Genomic DNA, 22297 nt, shown 5'->3' with positions numbered 1-22297 from the left:
ATGAAGATGAAAGAACCTGTTGACGTGCTGGTCATTGCCGCCCATCCCGACGATCCCGACTTCGGGGCGGCGGGAACCATCGCCCGCATGGCCGGAGAAGGCCAAAAGATCGCCTACGTGATCTGCACGGACGGGGAAAAGGGAACCGGAGATCGGAACATGGACCCCGCCGAGCTGGCGCGGATTCGACAAAAGGAGCAACGGGCCGCTGCGGATACGGTGGGGGTGGGCCCCGTGGTCTTCCTCCATTACCCGGACCAGGGCCTGGAAGACACCCCGGAGTTCCGAAAGGAACTGGTGCGCTGGATCCGCACCTTCCGCCCTCGCCTGGTACTCTCTTCCGATCCCTACCGTCGCTATCTCTGGCATCGGGACCATCGGATTGTGGGCCAGGTGGTGATGGATGCGCTCTTTCCCTACGCCCGGGATCATCTGGCCTATCCCGATCTTCTGGCCGAGGGGCTGGAACCCCACAAGGTGCGGGAGGCCTGGTTCTGGGCGGCGGAAGACATCAATCACCGGGTGGACATCACCGATCTGTTTGAAACCAAGATCGCTGCCCTCCAGTGCCACGCCAGCCAATGGAACCAGCATCCCGTGGCGGACATCCGAAAGTGGGTGGAGGACCGGTGCCGGAAGCTGGCGGAAGGCACGTCCTACACGTATGCGGAAGGATTTCATCGCGTGGTGCTTCCGGAATAGAAGGCCTTGGGGCGGGCCGATTCCTTAGACGATTTCAGCGGCCCCAGTCCACGTCTCCGAAGAGATCATCCGGAACGCCCCGTTCCAGGAAGGCCCGGGCGGCGTCCCGTTCCACGCCCACGTTGGTGGGCGGGCCGTGGCCGGGCAGTACCAGGGTGCTCACGGGAAGGGAAAAGATCCTCTTCTCTAGGGAGGTGAGGATCTGCCGAAAAGCGGCCGGGCTGTCGGTGCGGCCGGGGCCTCGGGGAAAGAGGGTGTCGCCGGAAAAGAGCACGTTTGCCCAGTGCAAGCAGATGCTTCCCGGCGTATGGCCCGGCGTGTGGAGCACCCGCACGGTGAGGGATCCCACCGAAAGGGTGTCGCCGTCTTGGAGCGGCTTCAGGCCGGAGACGGGAATGCGCGCGGCGTCTTCGTCGTGGCAGAAGATTGGAACGCGCAGTTCCTTCGCCACTTCCTCCAAGCCCTCTGTGTGGTCCCGGTGACCGTGGGTGAGCACCACCGCCTTGGGCGCCACCTCCCCAAGGGCGGCCAGGATCCCCCGGGGAGCGTCGATGAGAAGTGTTTCCCCGCTATCGCGGCAGACCAGGCCGTAAGCGTTCACCTGGTAGGGGCCCAGCACGAAGCGCAAAATCTCCATCTCTCCCATGGTCAGCAAGACCGGGTCCGAGGCTGTCACGCCGTCACCTCCCGAGGGATTCTTGTGTTCTGTTGCTGGTGAAAAGCGGCTTTAGAGGCACTCGTCCGGGCGGGAATCCGTGCCGTTGGTCTTGTCTTGCGGGAGTCGGGGCGGGTTCGGAACCCGCCCCGACTGTCTGCGAACTTCCAAAGAGCCGTCTAGCACAGTGGAATTTCAACCGGTTAGAAATCTTCCGAAAAGGCTGAAAGGCCATTGTCGGGCAATCGCCTAAACGTTCTCATCCATCCAGGGCAGGCCTTCCAGGACGGGGGCCAGATCCCCCAGGATCCGCTCCACCGCCCCACAAAGTTCCTGGCGGCGGAAGAAATGGACCTCACCCGTTTGGCGCACCTTCACCTCGAAGGTTCCCTGCTTCAGTCCCCGCTGGCTCACCACCACCCGCACGGGAATGCCCAGAAGGTCGGCGTCCTTGAGTTTGACACCCGGTGATTCGTCCCGGTCGTCGTAGAGCACGTCCCAGCGCTCGCCCAGCTCCCGGTAAAGTTCTTCGGCCGTGGCGTCCACCTCGGCCTTCTTGCCCAGCGTGGTGATCACCACCTGGAACGGGGCGATGGTCACCGGCCAGACGATGCCCGCTTCGTCATGCCAGCTTTCCACGACGGAGGCCATAAGGCGCTCCACGCCGATGCCGTAGCAGCCCATGACCAGCCGGCGGTTTTGTCCCTCCGCGTCCAGAAAGGTCACGTCCATGGTGTCGGGTGCCGTGTACTTGGTGCCCAGCTTGAACGTGTGACCCAGTTCGATGCCGCGCCGTATTTCCAGGGTTCCGCTTCCGCACTGGGCGCACCCGTCCCCGTGGCGCACCTCGGCGATGTCGGCCGGGTCCGAGATGTGGAAATTCCGGCCCGCCAACACGTTCTTGAGGTGCAGGTCCACGTCGTTTCCGCCCGCCACGTAGAGGGTGTTCTCGTTTACGGAGGTGTCCACCACCACGCGGATCTTCTTGCCGTCCAGGCCCACGGGCGAGAGGAAGCCCCCGTGCAGGCCTTCCTTTTCCAGGGCTTCCTCGGAAGCCATGTCCAGATGGACCGCCTTCAGGTGGTTGGCCAGCTTGGTGGAAGAGACGTTGAAATCCCCCCGGACCACGGCCAGCACCAGCTCGCCGTCCGCCTCATAGGCCACCGTCTTCAGGAAGTGGTCTTCCGAGGTCTGGAAAAAGTCCATGAGCTGGGCGATGGTCTTCACCCCCGGCGTGGTCACGCGTTCCATGGGCGGAGGATCCGCGGGCAGGTCGTTCAGGGCGGGCTTGACACCCACGGCCTTTTCCGTGTTGGCCCGGTAGTCGCACTGGGTGCACACCACGAACTGGTCTTCGCCGTGGGGCGATTCCAACATGAATTCATGGGACCCGGTTCCGCCCATGATGCCCGTGTCCGCTTCGATGGGCACGGCCTGGAGGCCGCAGCGGGCGAAGACGCGCAGGTACGCGTTGTAGATGCGGGGATAGTAGCGGTCCAGATCCTCAAAATCCGGATGGAAACTGTAGGCGTCCTTCATCTGGAATTCCCGCACCCGAAGGAGCCCTGCCCGGGGGCGGGCTTCGTCACGGATCTTGGTCTGGATCTGGTAGAGCATGACCGGAAGATCCCGGTAGGACCTGAGGAATTTCTTGGCGATGTCGGTGATGATCTCCTCGTGGGTCATGGCCAGGACGAATTCCCGGTTGCGCCGATCCCGAATGCGAAAGAGCTCCGGTCCGATGTCGTAGTAGCGCTTGGTGGCCTTCCACAATTCCGCCGGGTTGAGCACCGGCATGGTCACTTCCAGCCCGTCGATGCCGTCCATCTCTTCTCGGATGATCTGTTTGACCTTTTCCGCCACCCGGTGCCCCAGGGGCAGCAGCGAATAGATGCCCGCCGCCGCCGGATAGATGTAGGAACCCCGAAGCAGCAGGATGTGGGACGGGGTTTCCGCTTCCTTGGGGACCTCGAAGAGCGTGTGCACAAAATACCTGCTGAAGCGCATGGACCGGACCTCCTCGTTGGCATTCCATAGACTTTTCGTTAGTTATTAGGGCGTTAGACCTTACCACGGGAGCCGCCCCGCCACAACCGCAAATCTCGGATGCGGAAAAGCCCTTGGCCCCTTGGAACCGTCCTGCTATGAAGAAGGCATTCGGCCCCAGGGCCGGAAAATCCCCTTCGAAGGAGACCAGTGTTACTATGGACGATCGACAATCCATGCCCCATCCAGGGAGCGAACCGGGGATGACCCCCGCTTTGTGGAATATCGAGCAGTTCCGGGAAAATGTCTTCCGTTACGCCGAAGAGCTCACGGACGACCCGGACAATCCCGTGCCCAAGGAACGGGTGATCCTCCAGTTGGACCGGGATCCCGAATTCCAGACGATCCTGCAGAAGTGGCACAAGCTGTGCGGAGCGGAGAAGGTGCGGGACTGGAAGCGGGTGCTGGCGCTGGCGGAAACCCACGCCCGGGAAATCCTGCCCAGCTGCCTCATGTGCGGGGAGTGCTGCCGCCACGGAAGCCCCACCCTGCACGTGGAGGATTTGGAACTCCTCCGGCAGGGCAAGATCCCCTGGGGTGCCCTCTACACCCTGCGGCGCGGTGAGCCCGTGCATTCGCCGTTCAAGGACGAACTGGTCTTTTTGGTGGACGAAAGGATCAAACTGCGGGAAAAGCCCGGCGGGCGCCAATGCCTCTTTTTTGACGGGGACACCCAGGAATGCACCATCTACGCGGACCGCCCCCTCCAGTGCCGGGCCCAGGCCTGCTGGGATCCCAAGCCGGGGGAAGAACTGACGGCCCAGCCCTACCTGACCCGAAAGGACATCTTCGGAGAGGTGGACGTCCTGTGGGACCTTCTGGAAGAACACGACCGCCGATGCGCCTTTGAAAAGCTCACGGCGGCCTTCAAGGCCTTGGAGGAGACCCGGGGTGAAGCCGTGGACCAGGTGTTGGACCTCCTGGCCTATGAAGACCATTTTCGCAACTTCGTGGCGGAAAAGCTGAACATCCCCCGATCCCAGCTGGAACTGGTCTTCGGAAGGAGTTTTGCCGATCTGGTGCAGGTCTTCGGCTTCCGGGTGGACGTGGGACCGGACGGCACCCGGGTGCTGGTGCCCGATGCGCCGTCCGAAGAAGCCAAAGAAGAGTAGCTTCCACTCACGAAAACACCGTATAACACACCTTGTCGCCCACCTTGGTGGCCTTGGCCAGCTCCAGGTGGCGCAAGGTGGCGAAGTTGGACCGGAATTCGCCTTCGTCGATTCCCAGTTCCGCCTTGATTTCTTCCAGCGGCACCGGGCCCCGTTCCTTGAGAAGGTCCAGGATCTTTTGCTGGAGTTCGGTCAGGCCGGCTTGGCCCTCCCCCGTCTTTTTGGCGCTGTAGACCGCCCACGGGTCGCACACCTTGGGGGTGGCCATCCGGTCCAAATAACAGTCCTCGCAAAGCGTCTGACCGGCATGTTCGTAGATCTCGTCTCCGGCCACCTTCACTCCGCACGCTTCACATTGGCTCATTTCTCCGTACCTCCCTTTTCTTGGAAAAGTCGTCGTGCGTGGTGACTTGTGGGAGCTTATCCGAAACCAGGCTGCTGGGAATGAGGCACCTGTACGGCCGCGTCCTTGGAAATTCCAGCACGGCCGGTTCCCGTTCCTTGCTCCACGGCCTGCATAGGAAATAATAAGTCCGCTTACCTCTTTGGCAAGAAGTTGTCCAGGGGCACTGGGGTTCCTGTCGAGCCCGGGAAGCTTGTCCATGAAAGAACGCGTGGCTCTCTTTTGGGGTGGTTTGGCACGGCCGTGTCAAACGTTCCGCCGGCCTGAGGGCAAAGAGGCGTACATGGGGACAATCGGGCGGGTTGCCCTTCCAGGCGATGACCGCAGGACGTTCTCGCGTGTGGGACCCTCTTTCAGGAAGCTTCCTGGTCAGCCTGTGGGCAGGAGCCGGAGCGGTTTTGGAAACACCGCACCGGAATCCCGGCGGACCCTTGATCTGCGTCGCTTGACGGCCGGTCAGGGGTTTTCTAAAGTATCGACCCGTTCCTTCTGATTATCTAAACAATCAGTTGATTCGCAATGTGTGGAGGCGCCATGCTGCGATATCGAGTCCTCATCTTCCTCATGGGACTGATTCTGGTCGTGGTCGCCGGCGCCTTTTTCCTTTCGCGTCTCACCTTCGTGGCCCAACTGGACGCTTTGGAACACGGGTATGCGCGCAGGAGCGTCGAGAGCATCGAAAAAGCAGTGGAGATGCAGCTGGAAAGCTTGAGCCGGCTTACGGGCGACTGGGCCATGTGGGACGATACGTACCGGTTCATCGTGGATCTCAATTCAGACTATGTGGAATCCAATCTGAATCCCCAAACGATGGCAACCACTCGGTTGATGGCCATCCTCTATTTCGATCGGGACGGATCTCTGCGCTACTATTACGCCGGTGACCCGGATCGGGCCATTCGAATCATGCTTTCCCATGCTTTCCTGGAACGCGTCCAATCCCATGGGGAACTGATCCACCATGAGAGCACGACCAGCGATGTGCGGGGCCTTTTGGCCTTTCAGGGCAAGGCCTACCTGGTGTGCGCCCGGCCCATTCTGAACAGCGAAGAAAAGGGCCCCATCCGGGGATCCCTTGTGGTGATCCGTCCTTTGGACGATCACCTGTTGGAGCGGCTCCGGGAAATAGCCGGCCAGCATGTTCGGCTTTCGGTTCTCCCATCCTCGCCGGAAGCGGCCTCAAAAGCCTCCTTCGCCGAGACTTCGCTCTCCTTTGACGATAGCCATTACACCGGTCGGGTCGTCTTGTCCGATCTTTCGGGAAGACCCGCCTGCGTTCTCAGCGCCCGTTTTCCCAGGCTCATCCACCAACGGGCTATCAAGGCGCTGTCCGTCTACACGGTGTGTCTGGCGGGCGGGGTGATCGCGGTCTGCCTCCTTTTCTGGTTCGTCTTGGATCGCCGTCTTTTCAAACGGCTGAGCGCCGCAGTGGAAAAGACGCGCCGTTTCCGCTCGCTCCATGCCGGCCCGGGAAAGACGCCCTCAGCCGACGAGATCGACACCCTCAGCAATTCCTTGAACGACCTGATCGAGACCCTGGAACGAGCGCTGGAGGAGCGGGACGCGAGCCAGGCCGAATTGCAAGACATCTTGGAAGGCTATCCGGGGGCCATGTTTTTGATCGATAGGGAGGCTCGCACCGTCACATGGGCCAACTCCAAGGCCCAGGAACTGACGGGCCGAAGCTTGCAAGACCTGCAGGGCACAGACTGCAAAAAGACCGTGTGCCCGTCGCCGGATCCCAAATGCCCCGTGTTGGATCGCGGCCGACGGGTCCGGGAGGAGGAATGCAGCATACCCACCGCCTCCGGACAACGGGTGCCGGTACTGCGCAGTGTGGTGGAGGTGACCTTCCTCGGCAGGCCCCACCTTCTGGAAACGGCTTCGGATCTAAGCGAGCTGAAGAAGGTGCAGGCGGAGCTGGAACGGGCTCGCAAGATGGAAACCGTGGGGCTGCTGGCGGGCGGCGTAGCTCACGATCTCAACAATCTCCTCACACCCCTGGTGGGGTATCCGGACTTTCTGTTGCACGGCCTGGATCCCCAGCACCCCTTCCATGCTCCCCTCCAAAAGATCCGCGACTCGGCCCAAAAGGCCGCCGCCTTGGTCCAAGACCTTTTGACCCTGGCCCGCCGTGGCGTCAAGACCGAGGAAACCATCGGGCTGAATAGCTTTATTGAGTCCTACCTGACTTCGCCCGAATTCGAAGCGCTTCGAAGCACCCATCCCCAGGTGCGTTTCCAGCGGAAGATGGGCTCCAGCGAGATCCATGTGCGCGGCTCGGCCGCTCACCTGCACAAGGCCCTCAGTAACCTGGTGCGAAACGCCGCCGAGGCCGTAACCGACACGGGCTTGGTGACCATCCACGGCGGGAGCGTTCGCTTGAACGAACCGCTCTCGGCCTACGAAACCGTGCCTCCGGGCCACTATGCGATCCTGAGCGTCTCCGACACCGGTTTGGGGATCGATCCCAAGGACTTGGAGAGGATTTTCGAGCCCTTTTACACCAAGAAGAAGATGGGCCGGAGTGGTTCGGGCCTGGGCATGACCATCTTGTGGCACACGGTGAAGGACATGGGCGGCTTCGTGGACATCCGGAGCGAACTGGGAAAAGGCACCACCGTGACGCTCTACCTGCCCGTGGCCGATCCCCCGGAAGCGTTGGAGCAGGAGGCGGCCGGGTCCTCGGCCCTTGTCCGAGGACAAGGTCAGACGATCTTGCTGGTGGAAGATCAGGAAGAACAAAGACTGTTGGTGGAAACCGGCTTGTCGGATCTGGGCTACCGGGTGATTTCCGCCCCGGACGGCCCTGCGGCGATTCAATTGGCCCGAGAGGAATCCCCGGATCTCATCCTGCTCGATATGGTGTTGGACGAGGACATGGACGGAGCGGATGTGTATCGGGAGGTGCTTTCGTTCCGACCGCACCAGAAGGCTGTGGTGGTCAGCGGCTACACGGACAACAACCGCCTGAAGGAGGTGCTCCGCCTGGGTGCATGGGGCTTCCTGGCCAAACCCTATACCATGGATCAGCTGGCCCGCACCGTCCATCAGGCCCTTAACGATGACGGCGGCAATGCCTGCCGAAAGGGGAACGCCTGAAACAGGCCCGGGGAAAAGGGGCTTTTGCCTGCCCAGACCCTTTCTTGCCTGGTTTATCTGAGAGGGTCATGCTCTTGATGTGGGACAGCGGCCTTGGCCGCGATCGCGCTTGCCGACAAGCCGCCTCCTTTCTCGTGCAAAGCGAAGCCCAAGCGACCAGAACCGTCGGATGGATCGGATCCCATGCCCCATGCCGGATAGAGAGCAAATCCTGGTTGCCCCACCTCACGCATCCGGATATATCTTTTACCATCTAAGGTGAAATGCTCGGATGCCCGTGAACTTGTCCATTCGCCTCTTGAAGCACACAACGGTTTCCAATCCAGCTCATCTCTTGTGGCCGTCGGATGGCACTGCTTGACTCCTGGAAGCTCGTTGAGAAAGGCGGCGTAAGGCCCCGGTTGTGAGGCGTCGGCACCCTGCCGTTTATCGCTCACGGCGGGTTTCATCTTTCGTGGCTTCAGACCTTGAAATGTGGGCGCATCGGCTGCACCGGATATTCTCGGAAGATGGGGCGCGATGGCGCCCGAAAAGAAGAGGGCGGTGAGGCCATGAGGAGAGAAAACAGGGTTCATTCGGCCTCCAAAAGGGCTTGGTTGTTGGGCCTCGCCGTGCTCTTGTGCTTCCTTTGTCCTGTGGAGATGGAGGCGCAGGATGTGGATCCCGCCATGTTTCCCGTCCTTTCCTACCGACCTCTCGATCTTGGAGCAATCCATGCCTTGGTGGGGGATTCCGGAAAAAGTGAAGAAGGATGGGCAGCGGATCCCCTGCGGATTGCCTTGAGGATTCACCCCGTGGCCGACGTGAAGTTTTTGAATATCCGCCAGAAGCGCGACCGGAGCGAATGCGCGTTGCATGCGGTGGTGACCATTGTGGAAGAGGGCTTTCTCGACGACCAGATGCGGGGCAGGTGGACGCAGTATCGCTTTCAAAGGAAAGGGTGCAAGGCGATTTGGAAGATCACGGAAGCGAGAGAGGCCTTTTTGTGCGGCATGGAAGGCCATCAAAATGTTTTCTTGAAAGAACTGTGTCCTTCGGAATCCCGGTCGGTTTCCGGGGAAGGCCGCCCATAATCCTTATGGGCCGTTCACGGTGTGGGATAAGAAAGGAGGTGTGAGATGACCACAAGAAGAATTCATTGGATCGTATGTATTATGGTCTTGAGCTTTCTGTCCATCTTGTTGTTAAACCCAATAACGCCCCTTGCCAAAACCACATTGAGTTGTAAACTGATCAAAACAAAACATAATGGGCAAGTCGCTTGGAAATGCATTGGAGAGGATTGCGATCAATGTATCAACAGCCAAATGCGCGTGGCTGGGAAAACGTGCTGCAGGTGTGAATACACCGGAGATTTTTATATCTGCAGGGGATCTTGTTGTTGTGCTGTTATGGATTGCTTGTCCGTTGGTGTCAAGCCCATATCGCCCTTGAAACCCTTGCGCCGCTAGATCTCCATTCCCGTGGGATTTTTCTGTGGTGTCGCCCAGGCGCGATGGGGGTCGGTGGGGCTTGGCGAAAGTGGGTCCCAGCCCGTCCTGTTCAGTTGGCGTGTTGAACGAGATGCAGCCAATGAGAGATTGGTTTCTCGTTTGCTGATGTGCAGCCGGGCTCGGGTATGGCAAGGGCAGATGGGATCGTTACACAAGGACGTTGAGGCCGGGCGGCCTAAGAGGCCGCCCGGTTGACGGAGGGAATCGCCCGGCAGGGGGGGCCGGGCGGTGGGAAGCAGGCGCCTCAGTCCGCCATGGGACCTTCGTCGCCCGCAGGAGCCGGCCGGGGCGGGGCAACCCCGTGCCGACGCTTGGGATGCCATTGGGATAGGAGGGCGCGCTGCTTTGGGGTCAGGATGGAGGCGATTTCCCGGCGCAGCTTATGGCGCAGCACGATCCAATCTTCCTCTGCAGAGGCCGCGGCCTGAAAGGCCTTGCGCACAGCGGCTTCGTCGGTCCCTTCATTATCCATCACGGTCATGAGGTTTCTTCGGGCTTCCCTTTTAACCCTGAAAGCATCGTGGAGTTCGTCCCGATACTTTTCCAACACGGCCTGGATCCGTTCCTGCTGATCCGGCGTGAGCCGAAGTTCCAAAAACCGCTCCATTCCTTGAAAGAAACCAGGGCCGCCGTGAGGGGGCGGACCTTGGAACGGGGAGCGGCCGGCCGCATGGGCCTGGACCACCGTTCCGGCCAGAAGAGTGAGCACCAAGGCCGCGATCACCATTCTTTGTCTACGCATACTGTCTTCTCCTTTCATACCTGTGTCCGAAAAATGCCGTCAGTCCCGTCTTCCCGGGCGGGGGCCGCGGCGTGTCTCCCTTTCCTTGCGCATCTCTTGCCACTTTTCGTACTGGTCGGCTCGGAGCACTTCCTTGATCCGCGCCTCTGTCTCGTCTCGCAGCTGATCCATCTGCGCCTTCACGGCCTCGAAACCGGATCCGTCGGCTTGTGAGCGCTCCCTCAGCTCCTGTGCCTTTTGTTGAGCCTCTTCAAAAATAGCGCGCAGCTTTTCCTTCTGGTCCGCCGTCAGATTCAGTTCCCGGTCCATGTGGCGGATCATCGTGTCCACATCCGGTGGGGGCGGCGGGGGGTGCCCCAGGGCCTTTCCGGCTCCTGCGTGGAGCGCGCCCACGGCCAAAAGCCACACCAGTGCCGCCCCAAGCCAAGCCCTGATCGATGGGTCCCGTCCTTGAGACGTCGTTTCCATCTCTTTTGTCTCCATGTGCATCTCCTTTCAGTTCCCTTTTTCCGTCTTGAGGGGCCCGGGCCGCCCCGGTTCGTTGGGAAGAGATGTAGCCCGAAGGCGGGTTAATGTGTGTCAAATGATTGTGAAGTTATGTAAAAGTTTGCGAAGGCCCATGGTTCCGGCGCGGCCGCTCCCGCGGCCTTCACAAATCTTTACATGCGGGCTCGCGTCCTTTTCGCTATGCTTTGCCCCGATGGGAAACCACACGATCGGAGGGGGAACGGGAGGTATGCGTGAGGGATTGCGGTTGCTGGTGGTCGATGACGATGTGGAACTGTGCGAGCTGCTCACCGAATACCTGGAACCCCATGGCTTTCAGGTCACCAGCGTTCATGACGGGGAAGCGGGTCTCCAGGCCGTGGGCCACAAGCACTTCGATCTGGTGGTCCTGGATGTGATGCTTCCGGGCTTGGACGGCTTGGAGGTCTTGCGGCGCCTTCGCGCCTTGTCCCCGATCCCCGTGGTGATGCTCACGGCCCGAGGTGATGACGTGGACCGCATCGTGGGGTTGGAGCTGGGCGCCGACGACTACCTGCCCAAGCCGTTCAATCCCCGGGAACTGCTGGCGCGGCTGCGGGCTGTTCTGAGAAGGGCGCGGCAGCCGGAATCAAAGGCCCAGGAACAAGATGCCGCTTCAGCCCGCCCGGAAGTCCTGCGGGTGGGCGACGTGGAGCTCCATCCGGGGACAAGGACGGTCTCCTGTGGCGGACGTCCGGTTCGACTCACCACGGTGGAGTTCAATCTGCTGGAGGTGCTGTTGCGGGGCGCCGGCCGGGTGCTCAGCCGCGAAGAACTGAGCTTGCAGGTCCTGGGTCGAAAGCTTCAACCCTTCGATCGAAGCCTGGATGTGCATGTGAGTAACCTTCGAAAAAAGCTGGGGGAAGGACCGCGGGGCGTCGAGCGGATCAAGACGGTGCGGGGTGTGGGCTATCTGTACGGCCTGCCGGAAGGCGACGGTCCCAACGACCTCCCAGACCGGGGAGGAAAGGACGCCCCATGAGAACCCTTTTTGCCAAGCTCTTTTTGGCCTTTTGCGCCACCATCATCGCCGGTGCCTTGCTGTCTTTTTTTATCATGGGCTGGCTCTTTCCCAAACACGTCTGGACGGAGGCCTGGCGAAGCGCCGCCCGCCAGAACCTGCGCATGGCGGGAGTCGTCGGCGTTCGCATCTATGAGACGGAAGGAAGGAGGGCTCTTCGACGCTATGTGCGGCGCCTGGAAGGGGAGGGCCCGGCCCGTTACTACTTTTTGGACGCCGGGGGAAGGGAACTGACCGGCCGGCCTGTGCCCCGTGAGGTCCTGAAACAGCGCCGGGTTCCCAAACCGGATCGACCGGTTCGAAGGCTCCTGCCGCCCCCTCCGTACCAGATCCTGCGCCTTGCCGGGCCTTCGGGATCGGCCTATTCCCTGATCCGGCATGCCCCCCCGCCGCCCCGGATGACTCCCAGGCCCAGCCCGTTCCTGATCACTCTGGCGAGCCTGCTCGCCGTGGGGATGGTTCTTTGCTTCTTTCTGGCCCGGCATCTGACGGCACCCCTTCGAATCCTCCAAGGCACAGCGCGGGATCTGGCGTCCGGCCATCTGTCCGCGCGGGTGGGCGCCGGTTTGAAGGAAAGAAAGGATGAGTTCGGGGCCCTGGCTCGGGATTTCGATCACATGGCCGAACGCCTCCAGGAGCTTCTGGAGGCACAACGGCGACTCCTGCGGGATGTTTCCCACGAACTTCGATCGCCCTTGACGCGACTGGGCGTGGCCCTGGAACTGGCCAAGGACAAGGCCCCGGAGGAGATCCACGCCCTGTTGGAACGGATCGGCAAGGAATCCGAACGGCTGAACCGCCTGATCGGTCAGGTGCTCACGCTGGCTCGGCTGGAACAGCTGCGCGAACCGGAAACGGCGGAGGAATTGGATCTGGACGGGCTGGTCCACGGCGTGGTGCAGGACGCCGCCTTCGAGGCGACGAAAAGGGACTGCACCGTGGCCCTGGTGCGCTCCGAGCCTGTACGGGTGCGGGGTTCCGCCGAGCTGCTTCAAAGTGCCGTGGACAATGTGGTGAGAAATGCGCTGCGCCACGCTCCGGCCGGTACCGCAGTGGAGGTCTCCCTGGGTGTGGACACCGCCGGAGCGGTACCCATGGGGGTGATTGCCGTTCGGGACCGGGGTCCCGGCGTCCCGGAAGAGGCCATCGGCCGCCTCTTCCATCCCTTTTACCGTGTGGATTCGTCCCGGGACCGCCGAAGCGGCGGTGTGGGTCTGGGCCTTGCCATCGCCCATCGTGCGGTGCGGTTGCACGGGGGCACCCTCCGGGCGGCCAACGTTTCCGACGGCGGCCTTCGCGTCGAAATCCGAGTCCCGGTGCTCTGTGGTGAGCGGTCAGCGGCAAGCGGTGATGAATGAACTCGCATCACCTGGCATTCATGGCGGCCTTCCACGACGACCGTTTACATGGGGGTCTGGAGCGAGTAGAGGTTAGCTTTCATCTTGACGTTCGAGGGGGAGAGGCCGTGGATCGTGCCGTTGACAACCGCCGCATGTACGTCTACCTGCTGGTCCTCACGGTTCTATCGGCCGCCGGTTTCCAGTCGTGGCGTACCCTGATCAACAATTTTGCCGTGGAGGCGGCCCGCCTGGAAGGCGACCAGATGGGATGGGTGCAGTCGCTTCGGGAAGTTCCCGGCTTTTTGTCCCTGCTGGTGGTTTACCTGCTGCTGGTGATTTCCGAGCACCGGCTGGCCGCCCTTTCCATCCTGGTCTTGGGAGTCGGGGTGGGACTCACCGGTCTATTCCCCACCTTCTGGGGCATCGTGGGCACGACCCTGCTCATGTCCTTCGGCTTTCACTACTACGAAACCCTGAACCAGTCTCTCACCCTGCAATACTTCGACAAGGCCCGGGCGCCCGTGGTCTTCGGAAGGCTCCGGGCGGCGGCCGCCGCCACCAACATCGCGGTGGGAGTCGCCATCTTCGCGGCGGCCTCCTTTGTTTCCTATAGGACCCAGTTCCTCGCCTGGGGAGGGCTTCTGGTGGTGGGATCGTTGTGGGCCCTGGTCCAGGACCCGTCGGATCGGAACCTGGCCCCCCAGCGCAAGCAGATGGTCTTTCGCAAACGTTACCTGCTCTTTTATGCCCTCACCTTCCTTGCGGGGGCCCGCCGCCAGATCTTTGTGGCCTTCGCCGTGTTCTTGTTGGTGAAGGAATTTCACTACACCGTTCAGGCGGTGACGGTTCTTTTCGTGATCAACAACTTGATCAATACGGTCCTCAGCCCCGCCATCGGCCGGGCCATCGCCCGCTACGGCGAACGCAAGGTACTGAGCTTGGAATATGCCGCCATGGCGCTGGTCTTTACCGCCTATGCCTGGACGCGAAATCCCCTGATGGCCGGTGCTCTCTATGTGATCGACTTCGTTTTTTTCAACTTTTCCATCGCCATTCGAACCTATTTCCAAAAGATTGCGGATCCCCAGGACATCGCGCCCAGCATGGCCGTGGGATTCACCGTCAACCATGTGGCTGCGGTGGTGATTCCGGCCTTGGGCGGGATGTTGTGGATGGTGGACTATCGGATTCCCTTTGTGGGTGGAGCGGTCCTGAGCCTGGTGTCGCTGGTGCTGACCCAAAGGATCCGAACGGACCGGGAGGTCCCTGGGCAGGCGATGAGGGAAAGCGGCTGAGAGTTGATGGAGGCCGAGCCACGGCGTCTGTGCGAAGGGAGCGGGCTTCGTTGCACAGTAAAATTTCAACTGCTCAGAAAGCCCCAAAAGGCTGAGAGGCCCTTGTCAGACAGCCTCCAAGGGTGCATCCGAATCGCGGCCGGAGCCGCTTCCGCCCCAGGCCCACTACCCCCGGGGTGCTCCCAACCACCCATCACAGATGACGGATCACGGACGACGGACAACCGGAAGGAGGGGAAGACGGTCGTGAAATCGGTGCTCATCATGGCGGATATCGAAGGCGGGATCGGAATCTGGAAAAAGGAGCAGTGCAAGCCGGGAACTCCCGCCTGGAAGGCGGCATGCCATGCCATCACGGCGGATGTGAGTGCGGCGGCCCGGGGGGCACTGCGTGCGGGGGCTCGTTCCGTGTGGGTGCGGGACATGCACGGCCCCGGCTACAACATACGGCCCGGATCGCTGCCTTCCGGGGTCCGCTGCATCCGAGGCCAGTACCTGAAGCCCATCCGACTCATCGGCCGGCTCCCCGCGGTGGAGGGCGCGGTCTTCGTCGGCTGGCATGCCGCGCCGGATCAGCAGGGGAGCTTCAGCCCCCATATCTTTCACAAGAAGATCCGGTGGGTTCACATCAACGGCCGCCCCGTCACGGAGGTGGAACTCTTTGCCGCGGTGTTGGGCGAACACGGCATCCCCGTGCTTTTCGTGTCCGCGCAGCAGTGCGTGCTGGAGCGGGTCCGGAAGACCCTCCCGTGGATCACGGCCTTTCCCGTTCCCAAGGAGCCCCTTTCCGACGACCGGGCCGCTGAACTTCGGCGCCGATTGACCCACGAGGTGGCGCAAGCCCTTAAGTCACATGGCCGCTTCGGCCGGCTCCTGTTCGGTCGCCATCGCCTGGAAGCCCTGGTGGATGGGCGGCGCATCGCATGGACGGCCGACCGGGCGACGGAGACCTACGAACGTCTGGCCGATCTGGCCTTCTTCGACGGTCTGGCTTGGCCGCTCCGACCCCTTCTCTTGGCGGCCTACGTGCAAGGATCCCGCCTGGGCTTGAGGCTCATGTAAGGGCCTTGGGACTCCCACCGGGACCGGCGGCGCTTATGCCCCCTTATCCATCAGGCATCACTGGGAACGGATCGCCGAGTTGGACCTTCAGGGGCTCCTTGCTCCCGGTGCCTTGTCCCTTGTATCCTACTGGCGGTGCCGCTTTTGCGGTGGTGTGTGGACAGCGAGCGTCCCAGGCCAGGACCCGCGCTCTGAGGCACGGAGATGATACGACGGATTGTCATTGAAAATTTCATGGCCCATGAGAGGACCGAACTGGAACTCCACCGGGGCGTCAATGTGATCACAGGTCCCAACAACACGGGAAAGAGCGCCGTGGTGGAGGCCCTCCGGTGCGTGGCGGAAAACCCTCCGTCCAGGGAAGTGATTCGCCACGGAGCATCCTGCGCGGTGGTTCGCTTGGAACTGGACGATGGGCGTTACGTTCAGTGGGAGCGCAAGGCCAACTCGGCCATCTACAAGATCGGGGCGGCCGACGGCGGCGAGGAGACCTACGCCAAGTTCGGGCGCACCGTTCCGAAAGATGTGCAGGCGATGCTTCGCATCCAGAGCCTGGAGACGGAAGCGGGAGCCATCGACATCCATATCGGCAACCAGAAGACCCCCATTTTCCTTTTGGATCAGAGCGGATCCCAGGCGGCCGCCTTCTTCGCCGCGTCCACCGAAGCCGAATACCTGCTGCAGATGCAGCAAGAACTGAAAACGCGAACCGGCGTGGCCCAGCGGCAGGTCAAGCGCCTGGAAGCGGATTTGGCCCGCACGGAAAAGGAACTGGAACGATTCCGGGACCTGCCCCGGCTGAACGGGTTGCTGGAGGAGGCGCAAGACCTCTACGGGGAGATCCAGAGATTGGAGAGGGCGATCCCCGCCCTGGAATCCTTTCTCCGCACTCTGGAGGAGTGCGTTACGCAGCGCAAACTCTTCCTGAAAAGGCACGACGAGCTGGGGATGTTACAGGCTCCCCCGGATCTCAACAAGGTGGAGCCGCTGCGCCTACTGGTCCAAGCCGTGGAAAAGAGGGTTCAACTCAAGACCCGCCTTCACAAGGGGCGGGACGTATTGCGGGATCTTCCGGCACCGCCTCCTTTGAAGGACACGGCGGCCCTCCGGCACATGGTGGCATCCCTTTTCCGCACCCGGGGCTTGATTGGCATCCACCGTGAGCAAGCCAAGGTCCTGGAAGGGATAGGGGAGCCCCCTGTCCTCAGGAAAACGCCCGGTCTGGAAAGTACCTGCCGCCGCATGAGGGCCCTGGAAAGAGATCTCCACCGCTTCCGTGAGCGCCGGGCCGCGCTGGATCGGCTCGTCACCCCGCCCAACCTCTACGGGACGGATACCCTGGCCGCAGCGCTAGGCGAAATGGAGCGTCTCACGCGCATCCGGCGGAAAGTGCGCGGTGCTTCCAACGCCCTTTCCCACCTGTCCGGTCCTCCGGCCCTGCATCCCTCCCAACGGCTGGCCCAGGCGCTGGCGGCACTCCACAAGGCCCGTGCGGCCCGGGACGCCGTCGCGCAAAAGGGGAAACACCTGGCCCGCCTCCAGGCTCCCCCCGAAAAAGCCCCGGTGGCGGCCTTGGCGTCGCTTTGCCGTCGCCTGGAGGCCCTGAAGGCGAAGAGTGACCGATGGGAGCGGGGGCGACGGCGGTTGGAAGAGGCGCTTTGCGAGAGACGCGATCAGGTGCGGGACTGGATCGACCGCGCGGGCCTATGCCCTTTCTGCCGCCAGCCCATGGATGTGGATCACTTTCTGGAGGAAGCGGCGGCAGACAAACCTGCGGAGAGGGAGCGCCATGACCACAGCCCATGAGAAGGACTATGCAGGATGCCTCTTCATCGGAGATCCCCACGTTGCGGCATCTCCCCCGGGCCATCGGCTGGACGACTACCGGGAAACCGTGTTGGAAAAACTCGCCTTTTGTCTGGACTTGGCCCGGGATCGGCGGCTGCTTCCCATCGTTCTGGGAGACCTCTTCCACGTGCCCCGGGACAATCCCAACGAGCTTCTGGTGGACCTGATGGATCTCTTCCGCCCCGTAAAGCCGTGGGTGCTGGTGGGAAACCACGACAAGTACCAGGCCCGCTACACCCGGGACGTGTCCCTGGCTGTGCTGGAAGCGGCCGGGGTGGTGCGGCTCTTGAGCGAGGCCGGACCGGCGGCGTCCCTTGCCATGGCAGGCAGACAGGTACTCCTGGGCGCGGCTCCCGATTGGACCCCACTGCCGAAGCGGGTGGACCGGCAGGGGCATGACTTCGTCATCTGGGTGGCGCACCATAACTTGCAATTTCCCGACTACGAGGCCGGTCGAATCGCGCTCACCGAAATCCCCGGCGTGGATCTGGTGGTGAACGGACATATCCACACACCCAAGCCGCCCCAGCAGCGAGGCGCCACCCTGTGGCTCAACCCGGGCAGCCTCACACGCATCTCCAGGAGCCCCGTCACCCGGTCGGTGCGCCCCGGCGTGACCATCTGGTGGGCGGGCTCCGGCCAGCTGGAACGTGTGGAAGTGCCCGCTCGCCCCTTCGAGGAAGTCTTTCCCCCGCTGGATGAAAGCGGCTTTTCGGGGGATGGAGAAATGGACGCATCGCGTTTCATCCGCGGTCTGGAAAACCTGGCCCTTCGAAAAACCACCGAAGGCGTGGGCCTCAAGGCCTTTCTGGAAGCCAATCTGGATTCGCACGATCCCGTGGACCGGATCATCTGGGACCTGTACCAGGAGGTGATGCACCATGATCGCAAAGAATAATCAGAGGGCCCCTCAAGACATTCCGGCCGAAGACCGCCAGGTCCAGGAGCGATTGGAAGGTCTTCGCAAGGAATATGAAAAGCTGCACAAGAAGAAGATCGAAACGGACACGACCCTGCAGAACCTGGAACAACAATTGAGAGAGCTGGAGCGGCAGGCGAAAGACGAATACGGTACAAGCGACCTGAACGAGCTGCGGGCCCTTTTGGAACGGTGGCGGGCGGAAAACGAGGAGAAGGTGGCAGAATATCAGGAGCATATTCGATCGATCCAAGGGGCGCTGGAAAGGATCGAAAACCCCGAAGAGGCCGAATAATGACCGAAAAAGGGGAAAAGAGTCCCAAGCTGCCGGCACCTCCTTCGCCCCAACCGCTGCGGGATCGGCTGACGGGCCTGCAATGGGAGGCGAAAGCGCTGGCGGACAAACGCCAACAACTGGAAGCCGAACTCCGGGAAGTGGAGGCGTTTTTGGAGATTCAGCCGCGGGTGGCGGAGCGTCTGGAGATGCTTTCCTCGGCGCTTTTCGGAGATATTCTGGACGAGGTGGAACGCAACCTCACCTACGCGCTCCAAGACATCCTGGGCCAGGAACTCCGGGTGGTGACATCCCGCCAGGTGCAGCGCGGTAAGGTTCAGATCCGCTTCGGGATCGAACGCGGGGGCCATCCCGAAGACATCCTCCGGGGACAGGGCGGATCCGTGTGCAACGTGTTGTCGGTGGGGCTTCGTTTCATCGCCCTTTCGCAGCTGGACGAACGGGAGCACCGGCGCTTCCTCGTCCTGGACGAACAGGACTGCTGGCTGCGTCCCGATCTGGTCCCCCGCCTCATGGGAATCGTTCACACCATCGCGCACAAGCTGGGCTTTCAGGTGCTGGTGATCAGCCACCACAGTGTGGATCTCTTCCGCGAGCATGCCGACCGGATCTTCGTCCTGCGCCCCTCGCCGGATCCCCACCGGGGAGTCCGCGTGGAGCAGCAGCGGGACCGGGACGGAGAAAGCCCTGCCGACCCCATGGTTTGAATGCGACAAAAATGTTTTGTGCCCTTTATCCCATAGCTTTTCCTTCCTGGAAAACTCCGGTACAAGGGGCTCAGTGATTCCAACGCCCGAGGAGGAACGGTTATGGGCCAAGAGAGCCATTGGGATGTGGCCTTCCATGCGATCCAGGATGCCGTCATGATTCTGGATCCGGAAGGGCGCATCGTTTCGTGCAACCGGGCCACCCAGGAGATGTTCGGTGTCCGGGAAGAGGAGATCCTGGGGCGGCCCTGCTGGCAGGTGATTCACAAGATTCAAGATCCCACAGGAAAGTGCCCCACCGTTCGCGCCAGGTCGTCCTTGAGGCGGGAACGCGCTGAGATCCAGGTGGGCGATCGGTGGTTCCTGGCCGATTCCCATCCTTTGTTGGATCGGCAAGGACGACTGACCGGCATTGTCCACATCGTTTCGGACATCACGGAAAAGAAGAAGACCGAGGATGCCCTTTCCCGCAGCGAAGAGCGCTTCCGATCGGCCATGGGGGCCGCCCGGGACGGCATCTGGGAGTGGGACGTGCCCACGGGCAAGGTCTATTACAGCCCCGCCTATGCCCGGATGCTGGGATACGACGTGGGGGAATTCGGTGACGTGGTGACCGCCTGGATCGATCATGTGCACCCGGAGGATCGGGAGCGTGCCCTGGAGGCCAATCGGCGGTGTATCGACAATGAAGTTCCGCATTTTTCCGTGGAATTCCGCATGCGCACCAAGCAGGGCGGCTGGAAATGGATCCTGGCACGCGGCAAGGCGGTCCGGCGCGATCCGAACGGCAAGGCCCTTCTCATGATCGGCACCCATACCGACATCACCCAGCTCAAACTGAGCCAGGAAAAGCTTCTCCTTCAAAGCTGGCTTGGGGCCGCCTTGGCCAACATCACCCGTGTGGACGATGTGCTCGGTTGGGTGGTGGAGGCCGTGGTTCGAGCCACCGGGATGGATTGTGGAGCGGCCTATCTTTGGGACGCCCAGAACGAGCGCCTGAGCCTCTTCCACCAGGTGGGCCTGCCCGAGGAATGGATTGCGTCCATGGGAACCTTGGACGAGGCGTCGGAGCTCTACCGTCTGGCCAGCCCGGGCACCCCCCATTACATAGACTGCGGGAAGCTGAATCTCCCGAGATCGGGGAATGGGGGGGCGGGCGGCCTGCAAGCCGTTGCCGTCGTTCCCCTGAGCTACGATCGCCAGTGGGTGGGCTGCCTCATCATGGGGTCCCGTTCCTGCGCGGAGATCCCGGAAGAAACCCGCCATTTTCTGGAAAGCGTGGCCGCGCAATTGGGCAACGCCTTGGGCCGGGTTGAGACCCGCCAGCGCCTGGCAGAGTCCCGCAGGCAGTACCGTACCCTGTTTGATGTGGCGGCAGACGCCCTTTTCGTGGTGGACCAGGACGAGGGTTCCATCATGGATGCCAATCAGGCGGCGTCCAAGCTCCTGGGAATCTCCAGGGGCGAATTGATCGGTGCGCCGTGGGAGCACGTGTGGGGAGGACATCTGGATTTTGCGCAATGGGCCCGAGACATGGAGGCGGGGACCACCGGGGATTCCATTTTTGCTCAGGTGACCCTCCTGAATCGGACCGGCGACCCCGTGCCCGTGGAGATCAGTGCCCGTTCCCTGGATTTGGACGGCCATCGCGTTCTCTACATCAGTGCCCGGGATATCCGCGAGCGGCTGCAGGCCGAACGGGAAAGGCGGGCCCTGGAAGAGCAGTTGCGCCAGGCCCAGAAGATGGAATCGGTGGGGCGGTTGGCGGGAGGTATTGCGCATGATTTCAATAACCTGCTCACTCCCATCCTGGGCTATGCCGAGATGATCCTTGCCTCCCTTGAAGGGGAAGGCCCCTGGAAGTCCTATGCGCGTTCCGTGCGGGATGCCGCTCTGAAGGCCAAATCGCTCACCGGGCAACTGCTCGCCTTCAGTCGGCGTCAGGTCCTGGAGATGCGCCCGGTGGACTTGAAGGCCTCCGTGCAGCATTTTCATGACCTGTTGCGGCGAGCGGTCCGCGAAGATATCCAGATTCGCCTGAGCCTGCCTGAGGAACCGGTGGTGGTCCAAGCCGATCTGGGACAGATGGAGCAGGTACTCATGAACCTGGCGGTCAACGCCCAGGACGCCATGCCTTCCGGGGGAACGTTGGCCATTGAGCTCAAATCCCGGAACTTTTTGGACGAAGCGGAAATCCCCGTGACTGGCCTGGCCCCGGGCCGTTATGCGGTGTTGACCGTGGCTGATACCGGTACGGGTATGGACAAAAGGACGCTGGAACGCATCTTCGAGCCCTTCTTCACCACCAAGGGCGAAGGCAAGGGAACCGGCTTGGGCCTTTCCACCGTGTACGGCATTGTGGAGCAGCACCAGGGGCGGATCCTGGCCACGTCCTTGCCCGGAATGGGAAGCGCCTTCGAGATCTACCTGCCGCAACTGGCGGGGAGCACAGCCTGCACAGGCCCGGAGGGGACCGACAGCTGCTCGATGGTGCACGGCAAGGGGGAGACGATCCTGTTGGTGGAAGACGACGACATGGTGCGTGAATTGGCCTTTTCCATGCTCCAGTCGTTGGGCTATCACGTTCTGGAGGCGGCGTCGCCGCCCCATGCCCTGCAAAGAAGCGAGGCCCTTCGCACGCCTCCCCTGCTGCTTCTTACCGACATGGTGCTTCCGGAAATGAACGGCAAAGACCTGTACAACGTCCTGAAAAAACGCTGGCCGGATCTCAAGGTCATCTACATGTCCGGATATCCGGAAGAGATCGAGGCGGCCAACGATCACGGACCCGGAGGTCCTGCCTTCCTTTCCAAGCCTTTCACCATCTCCCAATTGAGCCGTAAGCTGTCGGACGTACTGGGAAAATGAGGCAACACAGCCTTACCGGGCCGGGCCTTCGCGCCCGGTTTTTTTTCAAGTTTTTTCCCAAAGATTCCGATGGTCAGAAACGATCATGATGGCAGGCTGTGACAGGGAGGCATGGATGGGTGAGCGGTAAAAGTAGAAGGCGCAAGAGGTTGAAAATACAAC

General features: G+C 61.7%; 18 protein-coding genes. 12 read left to right on the top strand and 6 right to left on the bottom strand.

Features of this window, described 5'->3' with window-relative positions; all coding sequences use genetic code 11:
- Positions 1–6: 6 nt before the first annotated feature.
- Entirely contained in the window at positions 7–702 is a 696-nt protein-coding gene (locus B9A12_RS06515) for a PIG-L deacetylase family protein (RefSeq protein WP_084057075.1), read from the top strand.
- A 34-nt stretch (positions 703–736) separates the two neighbouring features.
- Here B9A12_RS06515 and B9A12_RS06510 read toward each other — a convergent pair whose 3' ends face one another.
- Together B9A12_RS06510 and B9A12_RS06505 are read right to left on the bottom strand one after the other, a co-directional pair.
- Positions 737–1378, bottom strand: a complete 642-nt coding sequence (locus B9A12_RS06510) for an MBL fold metallo-hydrolase (RefSeq protein WP_084057074.1) — start codon at positions 1376–1378, stop codon at positions 737–739.
- Positions 1379–1606: 228 nt separating this feature from the next.
- The gene (locus B9A12_RS06505; RefSeq protein ID WP_084057073.1) at positions 1607–3364 is read right to left on the bottom strand and encodes a proline--tRNA ligase; all 1758 of its coding nucleotides are present in this window, start codon (positions 3362–3364) and stop codon (positions 1607–1609) included.
- A 197-nt stretch (positions 3365–3561) separates the two neighbouring features.
- Here B9A12_RS06505 and B9A12_RS06500 point away from each other — a divergent pair, with 197 nt between their 5' ends.
- Positions 3562–4515, top strand: a complete 954-nt coding sequence (locus B9A12_RS06500) for a YkgJ family cysteine cluster protein (RefSeq protein WP_170920398.1) — start codon at positions 3562–3564, stop codon at positions 4513–4515.
- Between the two features lie 7 nt (positions 4516–4522).
- Here B9A12_RS06500 and B9A12_RS06495 read toward each other — a convergent pair whose 3' ends face one another.
- Entirely contained in the window at positions 4523–4879 is a 357-nt protein-coding gene (locus tag B9A12_RS06495) for a hypothetical protein (protein WP_084057071.1), read from the bottom strand.
- Positions 4880–5452: 573 nt separating this feature from the next.
- Between B9A12_RS06495 and B9A12_RS06490 the strand changes: the two genes are divergently transcribed.
- A complete protein-coding gene (locus B9A12_RS06490; protein WP_170920397.1) occupies positions 5453–8020 on the top strand; it encodes a CHASE4 domain-containing protein in 2568 nt (855 codons plus the stop codon).
- Between the two features lie 53 nt (positions 8021–8073).
- Here B9A12_RS06490 and B9A12_RS16655 read toward each other — a convergent pair whose 3' ends face one another.
- The 3 genes from B9A12_RS16655 to B9A12_RS06475 form a co-directional block, all read right to left on the bottom strand.
- Positions 8074–9024: a hypothetical protein gene (locus B9A12_RS16655; RefSeq protein WP_139796524.1), complete on the bottom strand. Its 951-nt coding sequence runs from the start codon at positions 9022–9024 to the stop codon at positions 8074–8076.
- A 733-nt stretch (positions 9025–9757) separates the two neighbouring features.
- Entirely contained in the window at positions 9758–10255 is a 498-nt protein-coding gene (locus B9A12_RS06480; RefSeq protein ID WP_170920396.1) for a Spy/CpxP family protein refolding chaperone, read from the bottom strand.
- A gap of 39 nt (positions 10256–10294) precedes the next feature.
- Entirely contained in the window at positions 10295–10738 is a 444-nt protein-coding gene (locus B9A12_RS06475) for a periplasmic heavy metal sensor (protein ID WP_084057067.1), read from the bottom strand.
- Positions 10739–10991: 253 nt separating this feature from the next.
- Here B9A12_RS06475 and B9A12_RS06470 point away from each other — a divergent pair, with 253 nt between their 5' ends.
- The 9 genes from B9A12_RS06470 to B9A12_RS06430 all read left to right on the top strand — a co-directional run bounded on the left by B9A12_RS06470 (position 10992) and on the right by B9A12_RS06430 (position 22135).
- Positions 10992–11762 (top strand): response regulator, encoded by a 771-nt coding sequence (locus tag B9A12_RS06470; RefSeq protein WP_084057066.1) that lies wholly within the window; start codon positions 10992–10994, stop codon positions 11760–11762.
- A complete protein-coding gene (locus B9A12_RS06465) occupies positions 11759–13159 on the top strand; it encodes a sensor histidine kinase (RefSeq protein ID WP_084057065.1) in 1401 nt (466 codons plus the stop codon). Before B9A12_RS06470 ends, B9A12_RS06465 begins: the two co-directional genes overlap by 4 nt.
- A gap of 134 nt (positions 13160–13293) precedes the next feature.
- Entirely contained in the window at positions 13294–14436 is a 1143-nt protein-coding gene (locus tag B9A12_RS06460; protein ID WP_084057064.1) for an MFS transporter, read from the top strand.
- A 246-nt stretch (positions 14437–14682) separates the two neighbouring features.
- Positions 14683–15498 carry a M55 family metallopeptidase gene (locus B9A12_RS06455; protein WP_170920395.1) on the top strand — a complete coding sequence of 272 codons (816 nt, stop codon included), beginning with the start codon at positions 14683–14685 and terminating at the stop codon, positions 15496–15498.
- Between the two features lie 204 nt (positions 15499–15702).
- The gene (locus tag B9A12_RS06450) at positions 15703–17304 is read left to right on the top strand and encodes an ATP-binding protein (protein ID WP_084057062.1); all 1602 of its coding nucleotides are present in this window, start codon (positions 15703–15705) and stop codon (positions 17302–17304) included.
- Entirely contained in the window at positions 17288–18244 is a 957-nt protein-coding gene (locus B9A12_RS06445) for a metallophosphoesterase (protein WP_084057061.1), read from the top strand. The genes B9A12_RS06450 and B9A12_RS06445 overlap by 17 nt, the downstream gene beginning before the upstream one ends.
- On the top strand, positions 18228–18560 hold the full coding sequence (locus B9A12_RS06440; RefSeq protein WP_084057060.1) for a hypothetical protein: 333 nt from the start codon (positions 18228–18230) through the stop codon (positions 18558–18560). The genes B9A12_RS06445 and B9A12_RS06440 overlap by 17 nt, the downstream gene beginning before the upstream one ends.
- Positions 18560–19267, top strand: coding sequence for a hypothetical protein (locus tag B9A12_RS06435; RefSeq protein ID WP_139796522.1), 708 nt, complete (start codon positions 18560–18562; stop codon positions 19265–19267). Before B9A12_RS06440 ends, B9A12_RS06435 begins: the two co-directional genes overlap by 1 nt.
- A gap of 102 nt (positions 19268–19369) precedes the next feature.
- Complete coding sequence (locus B9A12_RS06430) at positions 19370–22135, top strand: hybrid sensor histidine kinase/response regulator (protein ID WP_084057059.1); 2766 nt, start codon at positions 19370–19372, stop codon at positions 22133–22135.
- Positions 22136–22297: the final 162 nt, after the last annotated feature.

This window comes from Desulfacinum hydrothermale DSM 13146, from assembly GCF_900176285.1.
Classification (GTDB): Bacteria; Desulfobacterota; Syntrophobacteria; order Syntrophobacterales; family DSM-9756; genus Desulfacinum; species Desulfacinum hydrothermale.
This window is presented reverse-complemented; position numbering and strand designations above follow the sequence as displayed.

What these genes read in the sequence shown, in the direction of transcription:
- B9A12_RS06515 (WP_084057075.1), top strand. Translation starts at nt 7, where the DNA reads ATGAAAGAACCTGTTGACGTGCTGGTCATTGCCGCCCATCCCGACGAT.
- B9A12_RS06505 (WP_084057073.1), bottom strand. Translation starts at nt 3,364, where the DNA reads ATGCGCTTCAGCAGGTATTTTGTGCACACGCTCTTCGAGGTCCCCAAG.
- B9A12_RS06500 (WP_170920398.1), top strand. Translation starts at nt 3,562, where the DNA reads ATGGACGATCGACAATCCATGCCCCATCCAGGGAGCGAACCGGGGATG.
- B9A12_RS06495 (WP_084057071.1), bottom strand. Translation starts at nt 4,879, where the DNA reads ATGAGCCAATGTGAAGCGTGCGGAGTGAAGGTGGCCGGAGACGAGATC.
- B9A12_RS06490 (WP_170920397.1), top strand. Translation starts at nt 5,453, where the DNA reads ATGCTGCGATATCGAGTCCTCATCTTCCTCATGGGACTGATTCTGGTC.
- B9A12_RS16655 (WP_139796524.1), bottom strand. Translation starts at nt 9,024, where the DNA reads ATGGCCTTCCATGCCGCACAAAAAGGCCTCTCTCGCTTCCGTGATCTT.
- B9A12_RS06480 (WP_170920396.1), bottom strand. Translation starts at nt 10,255, where the DNA reads ATGCGTAGACAAAGAATGGTGATCGCGGCCTTGGTGCTCACTCTTCTG.
- B9A12_RS06475 (WP_084057067.1), bottom strand. Translation starts at nt 10,738, where the DNA reads ATGGAGACAAAAGAGATGGAAACGACGTCTCAAGGACGGGACCCATCG.
- B9A12_RS06470 (WP_084057066.1), top strand. Translation starts at nt 10,992, where the DNA reads ATGCGTGAGGGATTGCGGTTGCTGGTGGTCGATGACGATGTGGAACTG.
- B9A12_RS06465 (WP_084057065.1), top strand. Translation starts at nt 11,759, where the DNA reads ATGAGAACCCTTTTTGCCAAGCTCTTTTTGGCCTTTTGCGCCACCATC.
- B9A12_RS06460 (WP_084057064.1), top strand. Translation starts at nt 13,294, where the DNA reads ATGTACGTCTACCTGCTGGTCCTCACGGTTCTATCGGCCGCCGGTTTC.
- B9A12_RS06450 (WP_084057062.1), top strand. Translation starts at nt 15,703, where the DNA reads ATGATACGACGGATTGTCATTGAAAATTTCATGGCCCATGAGAGGACC.
- B9A12_RS06445 (WP_084057061.1), top strand. Translation starts at nt 17,288, where the DNA reads ATGACCACAGCCCATGAGAAGGACTATGCAGGATGCCTCTTCATCGGA.
- B9A12_RS06440 (WP_084057060.1), top strand. Translation starts at nt 18,228, where the DNA reads ATGATCGCAAAGAATAATCAGAGGGCCCCTCAAGACATTCCGGCCGAA.
- B9A12_RS06435 (WP_139796522.1), top strand. Translation starts at nt 18,560, where the DNA reads ATGACCGAAAAAGGGGAAAAGAGTCCCAAGCTGCCGGCACCTCCTTCG.
- B9A12_RS06430 (WP_084057059.1), top strand. Translation starts at nt 19,370, where the DNA reads ATGGGCCAAGAGAGCCATTGGGATGTGGCCTTCCATGCGATCCAGGAT.